The organism is Microbacterium sp. 4NA327F11 (assembly GCF_005503465.1).
Classification (GTDB): domain Bacteria; phylum Actinomycetota; class Actinomycetes; order Actinomycetales; family Microbacteriaceae; genus Microbacterium; species Microbacterium ginsengisoli.
The window spans coordinates 1-21,169 of record NZ_SCOB01000002.1 but is presented as its reverse complement, the minus strand read 5'-3'; the positions used below and the strand labels follow the sequence as shown (position 1 = coordinate 21,169).

General features: G+C 69.3%; 24 protein-coding genes, 1 tRNA gene and 1 pseudogene. 16 read left to right on the top strand and 10 right to left on the bottom strand.

All coding sequences use genetic code 11. The annotated features are described in order from the left end of the window. Positions 1-13: 13 nt before the first annotated feature. Positions 14-415, bottom strand: coding sequence for a cupin domain-containing protein (locus FFS51_RS01660; RefSeq protein WP_137877305.1), 402 nt, complete (start codon positions 413-415; stop codon positions 14-16). Positions 416-661: 246 nt separating this feature from the next. On the opposite strand from FFS51_RS01660, the gene ileS reads away from it, so the two are divergent. The 4 genes from ileS to ndk are packed head-to-tail and all read left to right on the top strand — an operon-like array spanning position 662 to position 6,190. After that, positions 662-4,027 carry an isoleucine--tRNA ligase gene (gene ileS, locus FFS51_RS01655; protein WP_137877304.1) on the top strand — a complete coding sequence of 1,122 codons (3,366 nt, stop codon included), beginning with the start codon at positions 662-664 and terminating at the stop codon, positions 4,025-4,027. Further along, entirely contained in the window at positions 4,024-5,382 is a 1,359-nt protein-coding gene (locus FFS51_RS01650) for a bifunctional folylpolyglutamate synthase/dihydrofolate synthase (protein ID WP_137877303.1), read from the top strand. Before ileS ends, FFS51_RS01650 begins: the two co-directional genes overlap by 4 nt. Beyond that, positions 5,370-5,768 carry a DUF4233 domain-containing protein gene (locus FFS51_RS01645; protein ID WP_137877302.1) on the top strand — a complete coding sequence of 133 codons (399 nt, stop codon included), beginning with the start codon at positions 5,370-5,372 and terminating at the stop codon, positions 5,766-5,768. Before FFS51_RS01650 ends, FFS51_RS01645 begins: the two co-directional genes overlap by 13 nt. A 5-nt stretch (positions 5,769-5,773) precedes the next feature. Then, positions 5,774-6,190: a nucleoside-diphosphate kinase gene (gene ndk, locus FFS51_RS01640; RefSeq protein WP_045248367.1), complete on the top strand. Its 417-nt coding sequence runs from the start codon at positions 5,774-5,776 to the stop codon at positions 6,188-6,190. 70 nt (positions 6,191-6,260) lie between these two features. On the opposite strand, the gene FFS51_RS01635 is transcribed toward ndk, so the two are convergent. From FFS51_RS01635 to FFS51_RS01610, 6 genes are all read right to left on the bottom strand, one after another. Next, entirely contained in the window at positions 6,261-6,713 is a 453-nt protein-coding gene (locus FFS51_RS01635; RefSeq protein WP_045248366.1) for a hypothetical protein, read from the bottom strand. Between the two features lie 5 nt (positions 6,714-6,718). Further along, positions 6,719-8,221: a lipase family protein gene (locus FFS51_RS01630; RefSeq protein WP_137877301.1), complete on the bottom strand. Its 1,503-nt coding sequence runs from the start codon at positions 8,219-8,221 to the stop codon at positions 6,719-6,721. Beyond that, the gene (locus FFS51_RS01625) at positions 8,218-8,535 is read right to left on the bottom strand and encodes a hypothetical protein (protein ID WP_137877300.1); all 318 of its coding nucleotides are present in this window, start codon (positions 8,533-8,535) and stop codon (positions 8,218-8,220) included. Before FFS51_RS01625 ends, FFS51_RS01630 begins: the two co-directional genes overlap by 4 nt. Further along, entirely contained in the window at positions 8,532-8,831 is a 300-nt protein-coding gene (locus tag FFS51_RS01620) for a WXG100 family type VII secretion target (protein ID WP_171006070.1), read from the bottom strand. Before FFS51_RS01620 ends, FFS51_RS01625 begins: the two co-directional genes overlap by 4 nt. Positions 8,832-8,836: 5 nt before the next feature. Further along, positions 8,837-9,226 carry a YbaB/EbfC family nucleoid-associated protein gene (locus tag FFS51_RS01615; RefSeq protein WP_137877298.1) on the bottom strand — a complete coding sequence of 130 codons (390 nt, stop codon included), beginning with the start codon at positions 9,224-9,226 and terminating at the stop codon, positions 8,837-8,839. Positions 9,227-9,294: 68 nt separating this feature from the next. Next, positions 9,295-9,912: a vitamin K epoxide reductase family protein gene (locus tag FFS51_RS01610; protein ID WP_137877297.1), complete on the bottom strand. Its 618-nt coding sequence runs from the start codon at positions 9,910-9,912 to the stop codon at positions 9,295-9,297. A gap of 305 nt (positions 9,913-10,217) precedes the next feature. On the opposite strand from FFS51_RS01610, the gene FFS51_RS01605 reads away from it, so the two are divergent. Beyond that, positions 10,218-12,614: an Rne/Rng family ribonuclease gene (locus FFS51_RS01605; protein ID WP_249352620.1), complete on the top strand. Its 2,397-nt coding sequence runs from the start codon at positions 10,218-10,220 to the stop codon at positions 12,612-12,614. Here FFS51_RS01605 and FFS51_RS01600 read toward each other — a convergent pair. Next, a complete protein-coding gene (locus tag FFS51_RS01600) occupies positions 12,611-12,874 on the bottom strand; it encodes a DUF4031 domain-containing protein (protein WP_056208708.1) in 264 nt (87 codons plus the stop codon). The two genes, FFS51_RS01605 and FFS51_RS01600, sit on opposite strands and share 4 nt — an antisense overlap. A 215-nt stretch (positions 12,875-13,089) precedes the next feature. On the opposite strand from FFS51_RS01600, the gene rplU reads away from it, so the two are divergent. The 11 genes from rplU (at position 13,090) to FFS51_RS01545 (ending at position 20,041) form a co-directional block, all read left to right on the top strand. After that, positions 13,090-13,398, top strand: coding sequence for a 50S ribosomal protein L21 (rplU, locus tag FFS51_RS01595; RefSeq protein WP_045248360.1), 309 nt, complete (start codon positions 13,090-13,092; stop codon positions 13,396-13,398). Positions 13,399-13,419: 21 nt separating this feature from the next. Beyond that, positions 13,420-13,677 carry a 50S ribosomal protein L27 gene (rpmA, locus tag FFS51_RS01590; protein ID WP_045248359.1) on the top strand — a complete coding sequence of 86 codons (258 nt, stop codon included), beginning with the start codon at positions 13,420-13,422 and terminating at the stop codon, positions 13,675-13,677. Between the two features lie 86 nt (positions 13,678-13,763). Continuing rightward, complete coding sequence (obgE, locus tag FFS51_RS01585; RefSeq protein WP_137877296.1) at positions 13,764-15,251, top strand: GTPase ObgE; 1,488 nt, start codon at positions 13,764-13,766, stop codon at positions 15,249-15,251. Further along, a complete protein-coding gene (proB, locus tag FFS51_RS01580) occupies positions 15,248-16,090 on the top strand; it encodes a glutamate 5-kinase (protein ID WP_045248357.1) in 843 nt (280 codons plus the stop codon). The genes obgE and proB overlap by 4 nt, the downstream gene beginning before the upstream one ends. Continuing rightward, positions 16,087-17,346: a glutamate-5-semialdehyde dehydrogenase gene (locus FFS51_RS01575; protein WP_137877295.1), complete on the top strand. Its 1,260-nt coding sequence runs from the start codon at positions 16,087-16,089 to the stop codon at positions 17,344-17,346. Before proB ends, FFS51_RS01575 begins: the two co-directional genes overlap by 4 nt. 48 nt (positions 17,347-17,394) lie before the next feature. After that, on the top strand, positions 17,395-17,613 hold the full coding sequence (locus tag FFS51_RS01570) for a hypothetical protein (RefSeq protein ID WP_045248355.1): 219 nt from the start codon (positions 17,395-17,397) through the stop codon (positions 17,611-17,613). Positions 17,614-17,621: 8 nt separating this feature from the next. Beyond that, positions 17,622-18,221 carry a nicotinate-nucleotide adenylyltransferase gene (nadD, locus tag FFS51_RS01565; RefSeq protein WP_045248354.1) on the top strand — a complete coding sequence of 200 codons (600 nt, stop codon included), beginning with the start codon at positions 17,622-17,624 and terminating at the stop codon, positions 18,219-18,221. Next, positions 18,218-19,186: a hypothetical protein gene (locus tag FFS51_RS01560; protein WP_137877294.1), complete on the top strand. Its 969-nt coding sequence runs from the start codon at positions 18,218-18,220 to the stop codon at positions 19,184-19,186. The genes nadD and FFS51_RS01560 overlap by 4 nt, the downstream gene beginning before the upstream one ends. Further along, positions 19,183-19,557 carry a ribosome silencing factor gene (gene rsfS / locus FFS51_RS01555; RefSeq protein WP_045248352.1) on the top strand — a complete coding sequence of 125 codons (375 nt, stop codon included), beginning with the start codon at positions 19,183-19,185 and terminating at the stop codon, positions 19,555-19,557. The genes FFS51_RS01560 and rsfS overlap by 4 nt, the downstream gene beginning before the upstream one ends. Positions 19,558-19,634: 77 nt before the next feature. Next, positions 19,635-19,710, top strand: a tRNA-Ala gene (locus FFS51_RS01550). A gap of 106 nt (positions 19,711-19,816) precedes the next feature. Continuing rightward, positions 19,817-20,041, top strand: coding sequence for a hypothetical protein (locus FFS51_RS01545; RefSeq protein ID WP_137877293.1), 225 nt, complete (start codon positions 19,817-19,819; stop codon positions 20,039-20,041). A 312-nt stretch (positions 20,042-20,353) separates the two neighbouring features. Here the strand turns inward: FFS51_RS01545 and FFS51_RS15000 are convergent. Both FFS51_RS15000 and FFS51_RS01535 read right to left on the bottom strand, forming a co-directional pair. Beyond that, positions 20,354-20,533, bottom strand: a pseudogene (locus FFS51_RS15000) (hypothetical protein); the annotation flags it as partial. Positions 20,534-20,592: 59 nt separating this feature from the next. Beyond that, positions 20,593-21,169, bottom strand: a 577-nt coding sequence (locus FFS51_RS01535; protein WP_212742765.1) for a DDE-type integrase/transposase/recombinase, incomplete at its 5' end; no start/stop codon positions are given.

The following is a 21,169-nucleotide window of genomic DNA, read 5'->3' as shown; positions in this document are numbered from 1 at the left end:
ACCGCGCACGCGCTCAGCCGAGCGTGGGCTCCCACGGGCCGGCGACGCGCACGGCCTCGTCGTCGCCCGGCCAGGCGGGCGCGGTCGCGCCGAGGATGACGAGGCCGTCGCCGTCGCTCGCGAACTGGAACGCGGTGCCGACGGGGATCGCCACGGAGACGCCCGGCACGAGCGCCACGACATCGCTGTGCCCGTCGACCGAACGCCAGAGACGTCCGGATCCCGCCTGCACGAACCACACCTCTGACACCGTGCGATGCTGATGGGCGATCGTCACCGCGGTGGCCTCGAGGGTGAACTGCGCGGTGCTGACCCCGGGCACGCGTGCGAGCACACGCACCGCCGAGCCGTCGGGCGCGGTGGCCGCCGGCGCCGAGGCCGGGTCGACGGGCACGGGGAGGGACGCGGCATCCATGCGGTCAGTATCGCGCGCGGGGCGCGACAGTCGCGGACAGCGCCGGTAGACTTGTGCGACCAGCACCGATCCGGCCATCACCGGGGAGCTCGCGGAAGAACGGCTTCGGCCCACTAGACCCGCGCGGGGCAGGCCCGTCACAGCCGCAGTGAAAGAGGACGGATGCCGCAGCATCCGTCAATGCGGGGTGGTACCGCGGCCTCAGGGTCGTCCCGGCAGGAGCACACGAATCCTGTGAGAGAGACGATGACCTACCCCCGCCCGTCCGCTTTCGGACCCGCCGCCGACGTCGCCCCGAGCCCCCGCTTTCCCGAGATCGAGCGCGAGGTGCTCGACTTCTGGGCGCACGACGACACCTTCCGCGCGTCGATCGCCCAGCGCGAGGGCGCCGAGGAGTGGGTGTTCTACGACGGACCCCCGTTCGCGAACGGCCTGCCCCACTACGGACACCTGCTGACCGGCTACGCGAAGGACCTCTTCCCGCGCTTCCAGACGATGCGCGGCAAGAAGGTCGATCGCGTGTTCGGCTGGGACACGCACGGCCTTCCCGCCGAGCTCGAGGCGATGAAGCAGCTCGGCATCACCGAGAAGGACGAGATCGAGCGCATGGGCATCGCGACCTTCAACGCGAAGGCCCGCGCCTCGGTGCTCGAGTACACGCACGAGTGGGAGGACTACGTCACCCGACAGGCGCGCTGGGTCGACTTCGAGAACGGCTACAAGACGCTCGACGCGACCTTCATGGAGTCGGTGCTGTGGGCCTTCGCGACCCTCTACGAGAAGGGTCTCGCGTACGAGGGCTACCGCGTGCTGCCGTACTGCTGGCGGGACGAGACGCCGCTGTCGGCACACGAACTTCGCATGGACGACGACGTCTACAAGATGCGCCAGGACCCCTCGGTGACCGTCACGTTCCCGCTCGTCGGCACCAAGGCCGAGGCGCTCGGGCTCACCGGTGTGCGCGTGCTCGCGTGGACGACCACCCCCTGGACCCTCCCCACGAACCTCGCCCTCGCCGTCGGCCCGGACATCACCTACGTCGTGGTGCCCGGCGGGCCGGCGGGCGCCGCCGACATCCCGACCGCCGACGACGCGTCCTCCGCGACGGCGCACCGCTATCTGCTCGCCGCCGACCTTCTGGGCGGCTATGCGAAGGACCTGGGTTACGAGAACGCGGATGCCGCGCGCGAGGCCGTCGAGCGCACCGTGCTCGGCCACCAGCTCGCCGACGTGCACTACGACCGCCTGTTCGACTACTACGCCGACGAGGCGTTCGGCACCGAGAACGCGTGGCGCATCCTCGCGGACGACTACGTGTCGACGAGCGACGGCACGGGCGTGGTGCACCAGGCTCCCGCGTACGGCGAGGACGACAAGCGCATCGGGGATGCCGCCGGCATCCCGACGATCGTGAGCCTCGACGACGGCGGCCGCTTCCTGCCGCAGGTGACGGATGTCGCGGGCGAACTCTGGATGGACGCGAACCGTCCGCTCATCCGCCTGCTGAAGCAGGAGGGTCGCCTGCTGCGCGAGGCGAGCTACGAGCACTCTTACCCGCACTGCTGGCGGTGCCGCAACCCTCTCATCTACAAGGCCGTGTCGAGCTGGTTCATCCGCGTCACCGACATCAAGGACGACCTGATCGCCGGCAACGAGCAGATCACGTGGGTGCCGGGCAACGTGAAGCACGGCCAGTTCGGCAAGTGGCTCGAGGGCGCGCGCGACTGGTCCGTCAGCCGCAACCGGTACTGGGGTTCGCCGATCCCGGTGTGGAAGAGCGACGACCCCGCCTATCCGCGCGTCGACGTCTACGGGTCGCTCGCGGACCTGGAGCGTGACTTCGGCACGCTCCCGCGTGACGCGGAGGGCCAGGTCGACCTGCACCGGCCGTACATCGACGAGCTCACCCGTCCGAACCCCGACGACCCGACCGGCCGCAGCACGATGCGTCGCATCGAGGACGTGTTCGACGTCTGGTTCGACTCCGGCTCGATGCCCTACGCGCAGGTGCACTACCCGTTCGAGAACCGCGAGTGGTTCGACGCGCACGCTCCCGCCGACTTCATCGTCGAGTACATCGGGCAGACGCGCGGCTGGTTCTACGTCATGCACGTGCTCTCCACCGCGCTGTTCGGGCGCCCCGCGTTCACGGGCGTGTCGTGCCACGGCATCGTGCTCGGCAACGACGGCCTGAAGATGTCGAAGTCGCTGCGCAACTATCCGGACGTCTCCGAGGTGTTCGACCGCGACGGCTCCGACGCGATGCGCTGGTTCCTCATGTCGAGCTCGGTGCTGCGCGGCGGCAACCTCGTCGTGACGGAGGAGGGCATTCGCGCGGGTGTGCGCGAGTTCCTGCTGCCGCTGTGGAACGCGTGGTACTTCTTCGCGACCTACGCGAACGCCGCCGGCGGGCCCGGGGGCCAGGCCTACACGGCGACATGGCGCACCGACTCGACGAACGTGCTCGACCGGTACATCCTCGCCCTGACCGGCGACCTGGTGCGGGACGTGGCATCCGATCTCGAGGGTCTGGACTCGACCACCGCGGCCTCGCGCCTGCGCGAGTTCGCTGAGGCGCTGACGAACTGGTATATCCGACGCTCGCGCGACCGGTTCTGGACCGGGGGCGACGTCTCCGATCCAACCAGCACGGAGGCGTTCGACACGCTCTACACCGTGCTTGAGACGCTCACGCGCGTGGCGGCGCCCCTGCTGCCGCTCGTCGCCGAGCGGGTGTGGCAGGGCCTCACCGGCGGACGCAGCGTGCACCTGACCGACTGGCCCGACGCGTCCGCGTTCCCCGCGGCGGCCGACATCCGCACCGCGATGGACACCGTGCGCGAGGTCTCGAGCGTCGCCAACGCCCTGCGCAAACGCGAGGGCAAGCGCGTGCGCCTGCCGCTCCCACGCCTGACCGTGGTGGTGACGGATGCCGCGGCCCTCGCCCAGTTCGAGACGATCCTGCAGGACGAGCTCAACGTGAAGGCAATCGAGCTCGTCGAGCTCGCCGCCGACACCCCCGCCGCCTTCGGCATCTCTCACCGCCTGACGGTGAACGCCCGCGCGGCCGGGCCTCGACTCGGCAAACAGGTGCAGCAGGCGATCCAGGCCGCCAAGGCGGGCGACTGGTCGGTGGCCGACGGCGTCGTCACGGCGGGCGGACTCTCGCTCGTCGAGGGCGAGTACGAGCTCGCCGTCGAGACGTCGGGTCGTCCGGAGGGTGAGGCGCTCGCGGTGCTCGCGAGCGGCGGATTCGTGTTGCTCGACACCGCCACGACACCCGCGCTCGAGGCCGAAGGTCTCGCGCGCGACGTGATACGTGCCGTGCAGGACATGCGCAAAGCCGCCGGCTTCGACGTCAGCGACCGCATCTCGCTCTCGCTGCGCTTCGACGACGACACGGACGCCGCCGCCGTCGCGGCCGCCTTCGCTCTCGCGGGCGTGGCCGACGAGACGCTCGCTGTCAGCGCGACCGTGAACGGACACGTGCTCGTCGGTTCGACGTTCGACGCCGCCGGCCACGGCGAGCACACCGGCTCGTTCGAGGCGGGCGCCTTCGCGAACGCGGGCGCCTTCCGCGTCGAGGTCGCACGCGCGGGGGTGACCGAGTGACCGCCCGCGACACAGCGCGCGCGGATGCGGTCTACGCAGCACTGCTGCAGCGGCAGGGAGAGCAGTGGGTACAGCCGCGCATCGAGCGCACACGCCGCGTGCTCGAGTACCTCGATGACCCGCAGCGTACGTACCGCGTGGTGCATGTGACCGGCACGAACGGTAAGACGTCGACGAGCCGTATCGCAGAGAGCCTGCTGCGTTCGCTCGGTCTGCGCACCGGCCTGTTCACCAGCCCCCATCTCGAGCGGTTCACCGAGCGCATCATGATCGACGGTGAGCCGATCGCCGACGTGCAGGTGGCCGACGCGTGGGAGGAGATCGCCCCGTTCGTCGACCTCGTCGACGCCGAGCTGCAGGCCGCGGGCGATGCACGGCTGACGTTCTTCGAGCTGCTCACCGTGCTCGCGTTCGTGGCTTTCGCGGATGCGCCCGTCGACGTCGCCGTGATCGAGGTCGGGATGGGCGGGTCGTGGGACTCGACCAACACCGCCGACGGCGACGTGGCGGTGATCGCGCCGGTCGGTCTCGACCACGCCGATCGGCTCGGCAGCACCGTCGAGGCGATCGCGGAGGTCAAGGCCGGCATCATCAAGCCCGGCGCGGCCGTCGTGTCGGCGGCGCAGACCCCCGGCGTCGCCGCCGTGCTCCGCGCCGCCGCCGAGCGTCAGGGCGCGACGATCTCCTTCGCCGACGAGGCGTTCGCGGTCACGTCGGCGAACCTCGCAGTCGGCGGTCAGGTCGTCACAGTGCGCGGGCTCGCCGGCACCTATGCCGACGAGTACCTGCCGCTCTACGGCGCCCACCAGGCCGCGAACGCCGCACTGGCGATTGCGGCCGTCGAATCGCTCGTCGGCGGCGGCACGCAGCCGTTGACCGGTGACGTCGTCGCCGAGGGGCTCGCGCAGGCGACCTCGCCGGGCCGCCTTCAGCTGATCGGCACGCACCCGACCGTCGTCGTCGATGCCGCCCACAACCCGCACGGTGCGCACGCACTCGCGGCGGGGCTCGCGGCATCCTTCGACTTCGACGAATGGGCACTCGTGCTCGGCGTGCTCGGCGACAAGGACGCTTCCGGCATCGTCGGAGAGCTCGTCGATGTCGCGACCCGTGTTTTCGCGACCGCACCCGACTCCGATCGTGCGCGTGACGCCGACGCCGTCGCCGATGTGGTCGAGGCCGCGGGCCTCCCGGTGTCGGTGCATCCGGACCTCGCCGACGCGGCGGAGGCTGCCCGTTCGTGGGCCGCGGCGGGCGAGAGGCGCGCCGTCGTCATCGCGGGCTCCGTCGTGCTCGCGGGGGAGGCGATCGCGCTCGCGCGCGATGAGGACTGGATGGCCGGGTGGGAGCAGTGAGCCCGCGCGAGCGCCGTCGGCGCGGTGCCGAGGAGTCGCTGGGCGCGGTCATCCTCGGATTCGAGTCGATCGTCGTGTTCCTCGGCGGTCTCGCCGTCTACGGACTCAAGGGTCTCCCCGACGGCGTCGACCCCTGGTGGGGCATCGTCGGGGGCGTCGTCGTGGCCGTCGTCATGGTGCTCACGACCCTCGTGTTGCGCTTCCGATGGGGAATCTGGCTCGGATGGGCGCTGCAGGTGCTCGTGTTCCTGAGTGGCTTCCTCGCTTTCGGCCTGTTCATCGTCGGGGTCATTTTCGGCGCCATGTGGGGATATGCGACGATCAAGGGGGCCCAGCTCGATCGCCGTAACGCGCGGCTCGTCGAGGGCGCCGAGAACGGAGACTGAGAACTATGGCCACCGAAGAAACCCTCGTCCTCGTCAAGCCCGACGGTGTCGCCCGCGGCCTGACCGGAGCCATCCTCGCCCGGATCGAGGCGAAGGGGTACTCGCTCGTCGATCTGCGACTCGTGGAGCCCGAACGGGGCCGGCTCGAGCAGCATTACGCCGAGCACGAAGGCAAGCCGTTCTACGAGCCTCTTGTCGAGTTCATGATGTCCGGTCCGTCGGTCGCGATCCGCCTCGCCGGCAACCGTGTGATCGAGGGGTTCCGGTCCCTCGCGGGAACCACCGACCCCACGACGGCCGCTCCGGGGACGATCCGCGGCGACTTCGGTCGCGACTGGGGTGTGAAGGTGCAGCAGAACCTGGTACACGGCAGCGACAGCCCGGAGTCGGCGGCCCGCGAGTTGGAGATCTGGTTCGGCTGAGTCGTCCGGCGCGCGATGTGTCGATGCCCGCCTCCGTCAGGAGGCGGGCATCGACGTTGCGGAGCGGATGTCAGTGCAGCATCCGCGTGACCTCGTCCCACGACAGCGACAGCGCTGTGGGCACGGATCCGCGGTAGGCGCTGGGGTCCGCTCCGAGCGTGACAGCGGCCGGCTCGAGGTCGATGCGGTCGCCGCTCGAGCTGCGTACGGTGAGATCGAGGCGGTCACCACCCAGCGTATTGTTCGCCTCGATGAGCTGCAGGATGCGGCGAAGCTCCGCATCAGAGACATCGGCGGCCGTCGACACGGCGCCGACGTTGAGGACCACCGTGAACCCGTCGGTGCTGCGGCTCGCCCACGCATCCGAGAGACCGAGGCCGGCACCTTCGAGCGCGGCGGGGATCTTCTGCTCGAACGACACGTCCGCCGTCGGGGCGCCGACGCACCCGGCGAGGCCGGTCACGAGTGCGACGGCGGTGGCGACGAGCGCGATCGTGCGGGGGAGCGCGTGTCGGGGGGACATGATCCTCATTCTGCTGCCGTGAACATCGAGTGGTCGACGACCGCGCCGGTGAGCGCGTCGAGTCCGGGCGGGGGAGCGCCGTGCTGGGCGGCGTACAGCCGCTCCCACGCGGCGATCGAGTCCCGGTAGTACTGGTTGTCGTGCGCGGCCAGGGGGTTCCCGGTGTCGGGCAGCGTGATGCGGTGCACGTTCGGAGGCACGGGCCCGGTGCCGTTGCCGTCGAGGCGCGGCACCAGGTCGCTCTCGTGCTGGAAGGAGTAGACCGGGATATCGGCGGGAACCGCGAACCCGTCAACAGGCGATCCGTTGGTGACGACCCCGATCGTGCGGTACGGGAACGTCGGATCGGCCGCGAGGTTCGCCGCCAGGATGCCTCCCTGGCTGAAGCCTGTCAGCACCACCTGATCGCCGGGCCGGATGCCGGCGTCCCTCATCGCCTCGAGCGCGGCTCGCTCATACGCGGATCTCAGCAGGGGGTTGTCGAGCATGAGCGCGATATTCGAGTCGCGATCGTTCATAGCCCCCTTGTCGCCGCTGAACTGCCAGTCCTGCGTGGAGGGAAGCGAGACCACCCAGTGCTCCGAACCGTCGGTCCCGACGACCCGCTTCACGTCGATCACCGTCGTATCGGCGCCCCCCATCAGATCCGTCGTGCCATTCACCGCGACGAGGTCGGCGAAGGTGTCGAGCCGGGTGACGCGCTGCGCGTCCTCCCATGCTTGTCGGCGCGTCGGGTCGAGCGTGTCGGGGTCGAGCTCTTCGACGTCGGCAGACTTCTGGAGGAAGTTCTGCGCGGCTCCGCCGAATAGCATCCCGACGAGTCCGCCGGTGGCGAGTCCGACGGCGGGCAGCATGCGGGCGACGACCTCTTTCAGTGCCGCCGCAGCCTCGGCGATGATCGGAATGAGGCGCTGGATGAGCGCGGAGAGCGCGTGGAGAGCCTCGAGGAGCTCGGTCACGAGCCGTCCGGTCGCGGCGACAAGATCTGCGGCGGCGCGCGCGAAATCCGTCACGCGGTGGGCGATCTCGAGCGGGTTGAGGGAGAACGAGAACAGCTGCTCGGCGAAGCGCGCGAGGCGGGTCAGCACCTCGCAGACGTAGGTTCGGGTCGCATCCACGATTCGGGAGGCGAGACGGAGGGATGCCGCGGTCGCCGCGGCCCACTCCGCGGCATCCCTCGTCACCGCCAGGAGGTCGTCGTGTCGTTCTCGCAACGCGCGCACGGTGCGGCCGTCGAGATCGGTGAGGGCGGTGCGGCCGCCGCGCAGTCGCGGCGCGAGTTCGGTCAGCGACGCAGCCGCGTCCTCCCACTGCGCGGCGACACCCCCGACCTGGGCGCTGTCACCGAGCAGCTGGTCGACCCAGTCCCGAAGCGGTTGCACGTAGGTGATCACGACGCCCGCGATGCCGGGGATCTCCGCGCACGCTGTTGCGCCCAGAGCGCCGCGCGGGAGGCCGCCGGCCCAGGCGCCGCCACGCATCTCTGCGGCGAGCGACGACGCGCTCATGGTTCCGTCCCGGTGAAGGTCGTGGTCGCGTCGTCTTCGACGCGGGCGAAGGCTGTGCCCGCGTGCGACGCCCCGTCGGCCATGCGGTCGCTGAGGGTGTGCGCCACGATCAGGAGGTCACGCGTATGGGACGCGAGCGCTGTGGTCGCGGGCACGAGGAGCCCCTGTGCGAGCGCACCGAACGCGCTCGGCCCGAGCGGCGTCGCGGTGCGCGTCGCCGCCCGGCCCAGCTCGGCGGACGCGTCGCGCAGAAGTGTCTCCTGAGCCTGCAGCACGTCGCCGTCGAGGACGATGCGCTGATTCGCCGCGGTCACGAGGTCGCGCCGAGAGATCGCGCACCCTGCAGGTCCGTGGCGGAATACGACTCGGCGAGGGCGGTGAGGGCGGCGTCGATGCGAGCGAGTGCGTCGGTGCGGTCTGCCAGCCCGGCGCGCAATTGTCGTTGGGCCGCATCGAACGCCTGCTGGGCTTCGCCCGACCAGGAGCCTCGCAACGCCGTCGCGTCGCTCTCGAGTTGGGTGAGGGCGTCGTCGATTGCGCGACCCGCGCTCGTGATGCGGGCCGCCGCGGCGGCGAGCCGGGCTGGGGTGACGACGAGGCGGTCGAGCATGATCATCAGGCGCCCGAACCGGGTCCGTCACCGTGTACCGGACCGGTGCGCGTCACGGTGAGGGAGTCGACGTCCGCCACAGCGGCGAGCCGTTCGACGGCCCGCGCGGCCGCGAGACCCTGTGCCTGCGCGGCGGTCTCGGTGAGGAGGCGGGAGAGCGAGCGGGCGTCGACGTCGAGCGCGGTGTCCTGCACCTCGATGCGATCGATCGCCCCCGTCGCGCCGGCGGTCACGGACACCTCGCGTCCGGGTGAGGTCGCAGTGGCGCGCAGCGCGCGAAGGTCGGCTTCGATGCGAGCCGCGGCATTCGCTGCCTGACGGGCCGCCGCGATCTGGGCATCGATGCGGGCTCGAGCCGCATCCAGCGCGGTCATGCTGTCCGTCTCGTACGACATCGCTGCCTCCTCGCGTCGCCCTCACGCTAGCGAGCGGAGGCGGCGGCGCGGGGGTGCCTGTGGATAGCTCAGCCGAAGAAGGTGCTGAGCACGTTGGGAATCGCGTCCAATCGCAGCTGGGCGAGGAGGATCACGACCGCGTAGCTGAGGATCGTGGCGAGCGGCACCCACGCCATCAGGCGTCCCGCGCGCGACCGGGTGCCCTCCGTGACGGGAACTGCGCCGATGCGCAGCACGTGGACGGTCACGGCGTAGAACGTCGGGATCGCCATCGACCAGGTCAGCATGCACCACGGGCACAGGGTGTGCAGCTGGAAGATGCTCTGGCTGATGAACCAGGTGACGAGCCCGAACGCGCTCGCGGTGCCGAACCAGAACAGCCCCCAGAACCAGCCGGGGAAGCGCACCCGGGCGAGCACTGCCACGCCCATGATCACCGGAGCCACCCAGCCCGCGAGGCCGAGGATCGGGTTGGGGAAGCCGAATGCACTGCCCTGCCACGATTCGAGGTTGGCCTTGCACTGGACGAGGACGCTGAAGTCGCAGGATGCCGCGGCTGCCGGGTTCGCGAGCAGGTGCAGCCGCTCGAGCGTGAGTTCGAAGGCGGCCGTCCAGCCGACCACGCCGGCGACGATCAGCCAGATTCCCAAAGCGGGTGTGCGCGGTGCGGATGCATGGTCGGGCATGCCCGGATTCTCGCGGTGCGCAGCATGGCCGCGCCGGCGCAGGGACCGTGAGAATGGGAGGGCCGACGCGCCGCGGCATCCACCCATCGCGCGGACGACACGGAAGATGAGATAATGAACCGGATGCCGCGGCGGCCGCGCCGCTCGCGACATCGATGCAGACTTCGGGCGATGACCGCCCTCGCAGGACGAGCCTCGAGCCTCCTGCACACCGAGTGAGTTTGCGGCAGCGCCGGGTGCGCCGCCGCCAGAGATGAGATCGCCGGGCGACGCGCGGTGTCGCCGGGCTGGGAGACAAGCCTGTGATGGCCGATGATGCCGACATCCCCTCGAACCCCGCTGACGTTGCCGACGCCGTGACGGATGCCACGACCCCCGCGATCGCCGACCCTTTCACCGTGCAGCCTGCGGCTGACGTTCTTGCTTCCGATCAGGTCGTGGACTCGGCGGTGACCGGGGCTGTGAGCGATGACGGCGCCCCGGAGCCGGGCTCTGCCGATGCCACCGCCGATGTCGCGACCACGGAGACCGAGGCAGCTGAGCCGGACGCCGAGCCTGAGCCGGTCGCCGAGCCTGAGCCGATCGCCGAGCCTGAGGCGGAGGCCGAGGCGGAGCCTGTCGCGGAGCCGGAGGGTCCGCTCACCGCGGTCGGGCTCGGCTTGCTGCCCGAGACCTTCGTGTCGACCGTCTCGACAGCTCTCCACTTCTACGCGCCGCCCGTCGCACTGCTGCCGCTGCTCGACGACATCGACGAGTCGCCCGCCCCGGCGGACGCCGTCCAGCCGGGCACCAGCACCAGCCGTCGCCGCAATCGTCGCCGCGGCACGGGTGGCGAGGCCACCGAGGAGCGTGAGTACACCCGCCCGGCTCGCGCCGTCGAGCTGATCACCGAGCCGCAGCGCATCAAGGGCTCCACACGTCTCGAGGCGAAGAAGCAGCGTCGGCGCGACGGTCGTGAGGCCGGCCGTCGCCGTCCGGTCGTCACCGAGGCCGAGTTCCTCGCGCGCCGTGAGGCCGTCGACCGCGTGATGGTGGTGCGGTCGAAGAACGGGCGCATCCAGATCGCCGTCCTTGAGGACGACGTGCTCGTCGAGCACTATGTCGCCCGCAACCAGGACGCCTCGCTCATCGGCAACGTCTACCTCGGTCGCGTGCAGAACGTGCTTCCGAGCATGGAGGCCGCGTTCGTCGACATCGGCCGGGGCCGCAATGCTGTGCTCTACTCCGGTGAGGTCGACTGGGATGGTGTCGAGACCGGCAACCAGCCGCGTCGCATCGAGCTCGCCCTCAAGAGCGGCGACCGTGTGCTCGTGCAGGTCACGAAGGACCCGGTCGGCCACAAGGGCGCCCGGCTCACGAGCCAGATCTCACTCCCTGGTCGCTACCTGGTGTACGTGCCGGGTGGAGCGATGAACGGCATCTCGCGCAAGCTCCCCGACACCGAGCGCGCCCGTCTGAAGAAGATCCTCAAGGAGGTGTTGCCGGAGTCGTCGGGTGTGATCGTGCGCACCGCGGCCGAGGGCGCCACCGAGGAGCAGCTCACCCGCGATGTGCAGCGTCTGACCTCGCAGTGGGAGCACATCAGCGCCCAGACGCAGGCGGGTCAGGCGCCGGCGCTGCTGCACTCCGAGCCCGACCTCCTCGTCAAGATCGTGCGTGACGTCTTCAATGAGGACTTCACGAAGATGCTCATCCAGGGCGACGAGGCCCAGCAGACCATCGAGAGCTACCTGCGTGCGGTGGCGCCCGACCTTCTCGAGCGCGTCGAGCGCTACGAGGGCGAGCGCGACCCGTTCGACACGTTCCGCGTGACCGAGCAGATCGAGAAGGCGCTCGAGCGAAAGGTGTGGCTTCCCTCGGGCGGTTCGCTCGTCATCGACCGGACCGAGGCCATGACGGTCGTCGACGTCAACACGGGCAAGTTCGTCGGCTCGGGCGGGAACCTCGAGGAGACCGTCACGAAGAACAATCTCGAGGCGGCCGAGGAGATCGTGCGTCAGCTGCGACTGCGCGACATCGGCGGCATCATCGTCGTCGACTTCATCGACATGGTGCTCGAGTCGAACCGCGATCTCGTGCTGCGGCGCCTCATCGAGTGCCTCTCGCGCGACCGGACGAAGCACCAGGTCGCCGAGGTCACGTCCCTCGGGCTCGTGCAGATGACCCGCAAGAAGCTGGGGCTCGGCCTGCTCGAGACCTTCAGCGAGGCGTGCGAGATCTGCGCCGGGCGCGGCGTCATCGTGCACCACGACCCGGTTGTGAAGCACCGCACGGCGGCGCCCGCCACGAACGGCGGCACGCGGCGCAATCGCGGCGGCCAGGGGCAGAACGGCGTGAACGCCGCGGCTGCTCCGCAGCAGCCGGCTCCGGCGGGTGGGGGCACCCACGTGATCACCGAGGGTGCGAAGTCGGCACTCGCGAAGATCGCGGCCTCGACCATCGCGCCCGTGCTGACCGATTCGGGTGCACCGCTGGAGATCGAGTTGCCGTCGGCGGATAGCGCTGAGCAGCCCGAGCGTCCCAAGCGTCGTCGCAAGCGCTCCGACGGGGGATCCTCGAAGAGCGAAGCGGACATCCTCCTCGACTCGGTGCTCAACGCGCTGCCTGAGCCGAAGGCCCCCGGTCAGGGTCGCGCGCGCCGCCGTGTGACGACGGCGACGCTCACGACGACGCCGGTCGTCGGCGAGCAGCCGCAGGGCTAAGCGCGGTCGCGCGCGCGTACGCGCAGACCGGACGCGATGAGCCGGCGCACGAGCGTGTGCCCGTCGACGGCGGTCGCGCCGGCGGCGACGAGACGCTCGTGGGCCTCGGCCGGAACGTCGTAGTGGTCGAGATCGAAGGCGCGGGCCGGAAGCTCGTTCGCGCGGGCGAACGTATGCAGCTCCTCGAGGCTGTGGTCGCTGACGAGATGCGACCAGAGGCGTCCGTGTGCGGGCCAGCGGGGGTCGTCGATCAGGATCACTCCGGAAGTCTACGAGCGGATGCCGCGACACGGCCCCGTCTCGCTTTGCCGGAGGGCGCGGCATCCGGTAAAGTATCCCTTTGGTGCGTCATGCGCTGCACCCCGGGAGCGGCGCGCGGACTCGATGTCCGGTGGCACCGTGACTTTCCCGCCCTTCACGGGCGATACGGATGGACAACACGGAGCAGTCAGCTCCCTGAAGAAATAGGTGTGAAGTGGTTTACGCAGTTGTGCGCGCCGGCGGCCGCCAGGAGAAGGTCCAGGTCGGCTCGATCGTCGTTCTCGACCGCCTTCAGGCGCAGGTCGGCGAGAAGGTCGAGCTCGCCGCGGTGCTCCTGGTCGACGGCGACGCCGTGACCACTGACGCCGACAAGCTCGCGAAGGTGTCGGTCACGGCCGAGGTGCTCGGCAACGAGCGCGGCCCGAAGATCGTGATTCAGAAGTTCAAGAACAAGACCGGCTACAAGAAGCGCCAGGGCCACCGTCAGGACCTCACGCGCGTCAAGGTCACCGGCATCAAGTAAGCAGCCAGGGGAGACGTTCAGATGGCACACAAAAAGGGCGCAAGCTCCACCCGCAACGGTCGTGACTCGAACGCGCAGCGCCTCGGCGTGAAGCGCTTCGGCGGCCAGGTCGTCAACGCCGGCGAGATCATCGTCCGCCAGCGCGGCACGCACTTCCACCCCGGCGTGAACGTCGGCCGTGGCGGCGACGACACGCTGTTCGCGCTGTCGGCCGGTGCCGTCGAGTTCGGCACCAAGGGCGGCCGCAAGGTCGTCAACATCGTCGCTTCCGCGGAGTGATCCGGGTCGACGCATAAGACTCGGCGAGGGGCGGGCTTCGGCTCGCCCCTCGCCTCATTTCCGGCCCATATCGAGAGGATGCCGCCATGGTCACGTTCGTGGACACCGTGACGCTCCATCTGCGCGCCGGCAAGGGCGGCAACGGCTGTGTGTCGGTGCGTCGTGAGAAGTTCAAGCCGCTCGCCGGTCCCGACGGAGGCAACGGCGGCGACGGCGGTGACATCGTGCTCGTCGCTGACCCGCAGACCACGACCCTGCTGTCCTACCACCACTCACCGCACCGGTCCGCCGGCAACGGCGGGTTCGGGATGGGTGACAACCGTTCGGGCGCCGAGGGCGACGACGTCGAGCTGCCGGTTCCGGTGGGCACCGTCGTCACCACGGAGGACGGCGAGCTCATCGCCGATCTGATCGAGCCCGGCATGCGGCTCGTGGTCGCTCCCGGTGGCCGCGGCGGTCTCGGCAATGCGGCGCTCGCGAACCCGAAGCGCAAGGCGCCGGGCTTCGCGCTTCTCGGCACGCCCGGCTGGGAGGGCGATGTCCGGCTCGAGCTGAAGACCGTCGCCGACGTGGCACTCGTGGGCTTCCCCTCGGCAGGGAAGTCGAGCCTGATCGCGGCGGTGTCGGCGGCTCGCCCGAAGATCGCCGACTATCCGTTCACGACTCTGCACCCCAATCTGGGCGTCGTGCAGGCGGGAGACATCCGCTACACGATCGCGGATGTCCCGGGGCTCATCGAGGGCGCCAGCGACGGCCGTGGACTCGGCCTCGAGTTCCTTCGCCACGTGGAGCGCTGCGCGGCGCTCGTGCACGTGCTCGACTGCGCCACGCTCGAGCCGGGGCGTGACCCGCTGAGCGATCTCGATGTCATCCTCGCCGAGCTGGGTGCCTATCCGGTGCCCGAAGGGCAGGTGCCGCTCCTGGAGCGACCGCAGCTCATCGCGCTCAACAAGGTGGACGTGCCCGAGGCGGAGGAACTCGCCGAGTTCGTCCGCGGTGACCTCCAGCAGCGCGGCTATCGGGTGTTCGAGATCTCCACGGTCAGCCGCGAGGGGCTGCGCGAGCTCACGTTCGCGATGGCGGAGATCGTCGCCGAGCAGCGGAAGGTCGCGGCATCCGCGCCCACGCCGGTCCGCGTGATCATCCGCCCGCAGGGTGCGGTGGCCGATTTCACCGTGCGCGTCGAGGGAGGCACCTACGGCGACATCTATCGCATCCTCGGCGAGAAGCCGGTGCGGTGGGTGCAGCAGACCGACTTCCAGAATGACGAGGCCGTCGGCTTCCTCGCCGACCGGCTGGCCAAGCTCGGCGTCGAGGACGAGCTGTTCCGCGTCGGTGCGACGCCCGGAGCCACCGTCGTCATCGGTCCGGGGGACGGCATCGTCTTCGACTGGCAGCCTGCTCTCACCTCGGCGGCCGAGCTCATGACCGCGCCGCGAGGCACAGACCCGCGCCTGGATGATCGCACGCGTCGCACGACGCGCGAGCGCCGTGAGCAGTATCACGAGCTGATGGATGCGAAGGCGGCCGCGCGCGCGGAGTCCGCGTACGAGTTCGACGAGGACGACGAGTGACCGTCACCTCACGCGCCGAGCTTCGCGGCGCGACTCGCGTGGTCGTGAAGGTCGGATCCTCCTCGATCAGCGGCGAGAACGCCCACAAGATCGAGCCGATCGTCGCCGCCTTGGCGGAAGCGTACGGGCGGGGCACCGAGGTGGTCCTGGTCTCCTCGGGGGCCATCGCCACCGGCATGCCGTATCTGCGTCTCGACGAGCGACCGACAGACCTTGCCACCCAACAGGCGGCGGCGGCCGTCGGACAGAACGTGCTGATCTATCGCTACCAGGCGGCCCTTCGCCCGTTCGCCATCGTCGCAGGGCAGGTGCTGCTCACTGCCGGTGACTTGGAGAACGCGACCCATCGGTCGAACGCTCGGCGTGCGATGGAGCGCCTGCTGCGCCTGCGCATCCTTCCGATCGTGAACGAGAACGACACGGTCGCGACCCACGAGATCCGCTTCGGCGACAACGACCGGCTCGCAGCGCTCGTCGCGCGGCTCGTCGGCGCGGACGCGCTCGTGCTGTTGAGCGACATCGAGTGCCTGTACACCCGCCCGCCCGGTGAACCCGGGGCGACGCCGATCGACACCGTCGCGTTCGGAGACGATCTCGCCGGCTACGAGTTCGGCTCGGTCGTCGTCAACAGCGTCGGCACCGGGGGAGCGGCGACCAAGGTCTCGGCCGCCACGCTCGCCGCGGCCGCGGGAGTGGGCGTACTCGTGACCAGCGCAGATCTCATCGGCGAGGCGCTCGGGGGTGAGCACGTCGGCACATGGTTCGTGCCAGATGACCAGGCGCCGCGGCATCCGCTCACGGGACCGGTGAGCACCGGCGCGGATACACTGGCGGGATGACCCTGGTGCGCACCACCGCTCGCGAGCGGATGGTTCTGGCTCGCGACGCATCGCGTCAGATCGGCCTGCTCGGTGACGACAAGAAGGCATCGTTACTGCGTGCGATCGCGGACGCGATCGAGGCGGATGCCGCGGCGATCGTCGCGGCCAACGCCGACGATCTCGCGCGGGGCGAGCGGGACGGGCTCGCGCCCGGTCTGCTCGACCGTCTGCGCCTCGATGAGGCCCGCGTGGGCGCCCTCGCCGGTGCCGTACGCGATGCCGCGGCTCTCCCCGATCCGGTGGGACGCGTGCTCGATGAGCGCGTGATCGCGGGTGGGGTGACGCTCACCAAGGTGTCCGTCCCGCTGGGCGTGGTCGGCTCGATCTATGAGGCCCGCCCCAATGTGACCGTCGATATCGCGGCGCTCGCGCTGCGGTCGGGCAACGCCGTGGTACTCCGAGGGGGCACGGCGGCCGCGGCGAGCAACGCAGAGCTGGTGCGCGTCATGCGGGAGGCTCTCGCCGCAGAGGGCGTCGACCCCGAGGCGATCCAGAATCTCGACGACGAAGGCCGCGACGGTGCCCGCGAGCTCATGCACGCTCGTGGTCTGATCGACGTGCTGGTCCCGCGGGGGAGTGCGCAGCTCATCGAGACAGTCGTGACAGAGTCCACGGTGCCGGTCATCGAAACGGGGGCAGGTGTCGTGCACATCTTCCTCGACGAGACGGCGCGCGCGGATTGGGCGGCAGATATCGCGGTCAACGCGAAGGCGCAGCGCCCGAGCGTCTGCAACTCGGTCGAGACGATCCTCGTGCACCGCGATGCGGCGGAGCGTCTGATCCCGGATGTCGCGGCCGCCCTCGCTGCGGCGGGTGTCACGATCCACGGCGACGAGACCGTCGGCGCCCTGGCACCCGGCGTCGTGCCCGCGACCGAGGCGGACTGGGCGACGGAATACCTGACCCTGGATGTGGCCATGAAGGTCGTCGACGACCTCGACGACGCGCTCGCGCACATCCGCACCTATTCGACCCACCACACGGAGTCGATCCTCACGGCCGACGAGGCCAATGCCGAACGGTTCCTCGCGGAGGTCGACTCGGCCGTCGTGATGGTGAATGCCTCGACCCGGTTCACCGACGGGGGCGAGTTCGGCTTCGGCGCCGAGGTGGGCATCTCCACACAGAAGCTGCACGCCCGCGGACCGATGGGCCTTCCCGAACTCACCAGCACGAAGTGGCTCGCCCGGGGCGCCGGGCAGGTGCGTGCCTGACGGCATAGACTGAGCGGGCGCGCGCGCCCCCACCCGAACGGAGTACCCATGACCTTCGCGACCATCCTCGTGTCCGCGGCCGAAGAGAGCCACGGCAACGTGATGCTCGAGACGATCGTGTTCCCGATCATCGCCATCTCGGTGTTCGCTCTCCTCGGGCTTGTCACGCTCTCGTACCGCCACACGGCGAACCGTCACGCGCACAAGGCGGAGGCCTATGCGAAGTCGCACGCCAAGGAGCTCGAGCAGGCGGGTCACGGCCACTAAGGCCCTGCATGACGGCTGCAGCACGGACGCCGCGCATCGGCGTCATGGGCGGCACGTTCGACCCGATCCATCACGGACACCTGGTCGCCGCGTCGGAGGTGGCGGCATCCTTCGATCTCGATGAGGTCGTGTTCGTTCCCACCGGCACGCCCTGGCAGAAGTCCCGGGTGACCGAGAGCGAGCACCGCTATCTGATGACGGTGATCGCGACGGCCGCGAACCCGCAGTTCCGCGTGAGCCGCGTCGATATCGATCGCGACGGTCCCACCTACACGGTCGACACGCTGCGGGACATCCAGTCGCACTACCCGGGTGCCGACCTCTTCTTCATCACGGGAGCTGACGCCATAGCGCAGATTCTCAGTTGGAAGGACAATGATGGGCTGTGGGATCTCGCCCACTTCGTCGCGGTGTCGCGCCCCGGTCACGTGCTCAGCGCCGACGGCCTGCCGCCCCGTGGCGTGAGTCTGCTCGAGGTTCCCGCCCTCGCGATCTCCTCCACGGACTGCCGGGCGCGCGTAGAACGCGGACAACCGGTGTGGTACCTCGTTCCCGACGGGGTCGTCCAGTACATTGCGAAACATCACCTCTATCGGAGCAAGGCATGAGTTCCCCTGATCAGTCCGGCACGCCGCCGCTGACGCGTCGTCAGTTGCGCGACCTGCGCAACACCGGTTCGACCCCGGTGGTCGACGAGGCGACCGCAGAGGCGGTCGAGACACCGGATGTCGCCACACCCGCTGCCGGCCCTGTCGCTGCTGTTCCTCTCGCGCGGCCGGCGGAGCCCGTCGACCTGCGCCCGGCGCCCGGTCCCGCCGCTTCCGTCGACCTCGGTGTGTCCCCGCTCACCCGCCGGCAGGCCCGCGAGCAGGAGCGGATCCGCACGGCGTCGATTCCGGTGGTCTCACCCGAGCCGGCATCACCCGCCGTGGCGAGCGATGCATCCCCCGCTCCGGTGTTCGCCGCCGATGCGTCGGCGACGCCCGTCGAGGTCGCTGAAGAGTCCCTCTCGGCCGTGCTCGTCGAGGAGGTGCCCATCGCACCTCCGCGCGAGGCGTCACAGGTGACGGTGAATCCGTCGCTCGGCGAGGGGCTCTTCGACAAGCTGCGGCCCGCTTCCGTGCCGTCGGCGTCTTTCGATGATCTGCTGATCGCCGGCGGGGAGTCGAGTGGATCGACGTCGACATCCAATGCCCTCATCGTCAATCAGAACCCTCTCCTGACGGGCTCACTCGTCGCGCCCATCACGGGCACGGGTGAGGTGCTGATCACCGGCACGTTTGAGCTGCCCGAGGGATTCGGCTCACGTGGGCACGTTGAAGGCGCGGCCGATGGCCACGAGGTCGACGCTGTGCTCATCGACGGCGAGCTGCCGGCCGCGTCGTCGCCGACACCGATCTCCGCGAGTGCGGCCATCAGCACGGTGAAGAACGGTTCTGGCGAGATCATCCGTCCGCCGGCGCCCGAGAAGGGCAACCGTCTTCTGCTCGTGCTCTCGATCACGGCCGGTGCGCTGGCGCTGGCGCTCGTCGTCGCCCTCGTTGCCGCCTTCGCGACCGGGGCCCTCTCGTGACGGCGTCTGCGTCGACGATCGACGCCCTGCAGGTCGCCGCTGCCGCCGCCGACTCCAAGGGCGGAGAAGATCTGGTCGCGCTCGACGTGTCGGAGCCGCTGCCGCTTGTCGATGCCTTCCTGCTCGTCACGGGACGCAATGAGCGCAACGTGGCGGCGATCGCCGACGAGGTGGAGGAGCGACTGCTCGAAGCCGGCATCAAGCGCCTGCGGCGCGAGGGCCGCGAGGAATCCCGGTGGATCCTGCTCGACTTCGGAGACATCGTCGTGCACGTCTTCCACGAGGAGGAGCGCATGTTCTACGGCCTCGAACGTCTGTGGAAGGACTGTCCGGTGCTGTCGGTAGCGGTGCCCGCGGCATCCGCTGAATGAGCCGCCTCGATTCGGTGTCCTTGCCGTCGATGTAGTAAGCTCATCGAGTTGCCCCGCGAGGGGTGACACCCAGAAATGGGCCTGTGGCGCAGCTGGTAGCGCACCTGCATGGCATGCAGGGGGTCAGGGGTTCGAGTCCCCTCAGGTCCACCACTAACGTCTTATTCAAACCAAATGAGATGTGTGAAGTAGTCGAGTAACCCGACGGGTGCCCCGCAGTTTTGCGGGGCACCTTTTCGTTTGGCTGGGCGGTTCGCGGGTGCTGGAGGAGCGCTTCGGTGGCGTGGATCATCTCGTTGGTGGCTGTCCGAATGCCTTGGCCTGTGGTGCCCTCTCCGCGGTCTTCGATGAGGAGTTTCGTGAAGAAGGCTTGGAGGAGTTCGCGGCGGACGTCGTCGGGTGCTCGGCGGTAGATGTCTTCGGATCGCTCGAGCAGGTCGACGTATCGGCGCACCTGCTTAGCGGCCTCAGTGATGCGCTGTGACGTCAGAGCGAGTCGTTCGCTTACCGCCTGTCGTTGAAGGGCGACGGACTGAAGTCGCTTCTTGAGTTGCTCGCTCGCGAGGGCTCCTTCGCTTGCCAGATCGAGAAGTCGTTCTTCCTGAGCTTCGAGCTTGAGGACTTGTTGGCGTAGGGCCTTCTTGGTTTCGCGGTCGGCGGCGAGCAGCTCGTCGAGTGCGACGTCGACACGTGCGCGGATGTCGTCGGCTGAGCCGGCGAGCAGCTGTTCCGCGGCGACTGCTTCCTCGATGCGTTGGTCGAGAAGGTCGACGCGGACGGTCCTGGAGTTGCAGTGACCTCGCGCTTTGCCTGCGCAGACGTAGTACTGGTAGGTGCCGCCGTTGCCCTTGTTCTGGCTGTAGACAAGTCGGCTCTCGTGTCCGTTGCGGGCGCATTCTCCGCAGTACAGGAGCCCTCGGAGGTAGTGGAAGTGGACGCGGTCTCGGTCGCCGGCGTTGCTGCGAGCATTGAGCACACGCTGGACGGTGATGAACAGCTCTTGGGCGTGAAGCAGGAATCGGTGGCAGATTCGGTTTAGGCCGCGAGTGTGAGCGGCTCGGTTAGCTTGGCTTCGAATTCGATGGGCGTCAACCCGCCGAGGGTGTCCTGGGCTCGTTGACGGTGGTACTTCCGCTCGATCCAGACGACGATCGCGAGTCGCAGCTCCTGCCTGGTGGCCCAGCGTTGCTGGTTGAGCACGTTCGTTTGAAGCAGCGACCAGAACGACTCCATGGCCGCGTTGTCTCCAGCGGCGCCGACGCGGCCCATCGATCCGACCATGTCGTGTCGGCGTAGCTCGCGGGCCATGGCGCGGCTGCGGAACTGACTGCCTCTGTCGGCGTGCAGGATGCAGCCGGCGACCTCGCCGCGGCGGGTGACGGCGTTGCGGACGGCGTCGACGGCGAGCTTCGCTGTCATCCGGTCCGAGATCGAGTAGCCGACGATGCGGTTGGAGAACACGTCTTTGATCGCACAGCAGTAGAGCTTGCCTTCGCTCGCTTGGATTCCAGCGATCGTCGCAACGGTCTGAGTTATTTGCTGTCCAGTAAAGCAGCGAAGCGCTCGGCCGGGGTGTCCCATTCGAGAGCTTTCCGGGGGCGACTGTTGAGTT